General features: G+C 62.6%; 1 protein-coding gene. It reads left to right on the forward strand.

Annotated features, from left to right (window positions below; all coding sequences use genetic code 11):
- Positions 1 to 34 precede the first annotated feature (34 nt).
- The coding region (locus ABB25_RS13970) for an NADH-quinone oxidoreductase subunit J (protein ID WP_057667875.1) at positions 35 to 625 on the forward strand (591 nt) is incomplete at its 3' end.

Below are 625 nucleotides of genomic sequence, written 5' to 3' on the forward strand. Positions count from 1 at the left end.
CCGCTGACGCTGCTTACCGTTGAGGTCAGGAAACATGGATTGGGTAAATATTCTTTTCTGGATCTTCGCCAGCGTGGCCGGTGCCGCGGCCCTGGCGGTGATCAGCGTGCGCAACCCGGTGTATTCGGTGTTGTTCCTCATCCTGACCTTCTTCTCGGTGGCCTGTACCTGGTTGCTGGTAGGCGCTGAGTTCCTCGGCGTGACCCTGGTGCTGGTCTACGTGGGTGCGGTGATGGTGCTGTTCCTGTTCGTGGTGATGATGCTGGACATTGACACCAAGAACCTGCGCGAGGGCTGGGTGCGCTACCTGCCGGTCGGCGCGCTGGTTGCGGTGGTGATGCTGGTGCAGATGCTGGCCCTGATCGGGGTCAAGGCCCGTTCGGCCACGCCGTTCCCGGTGGACAATGCCGCAGCCATTGCTGCCGATGAATCCAACATCACCTGGCTGGCACGCAGTCTCTACACCGACTACCAGCTGCCGTTCGAGTTCGGTGCTGTCGTCATACCCGAGGCGGTGGTCGCCGCGGTGATGCTGACGCGGCGTCGCCGTCCCGACACCAAGAGCCGGAACCCAACCCGGCAGGCCAGGGTAACGGCCCGCGCACGATATCGCAAGCACAAGATA

The organism is Stenotrophomonas koreensis (assembly GCF_001431525.1).
GTDB lineage: Bacteria > Pseudomonadota > Gammaproteobacteria > Xanthomonadales > Xanthomonadaceae > Stenotrophomonas > Stenotrophomonas koreensis.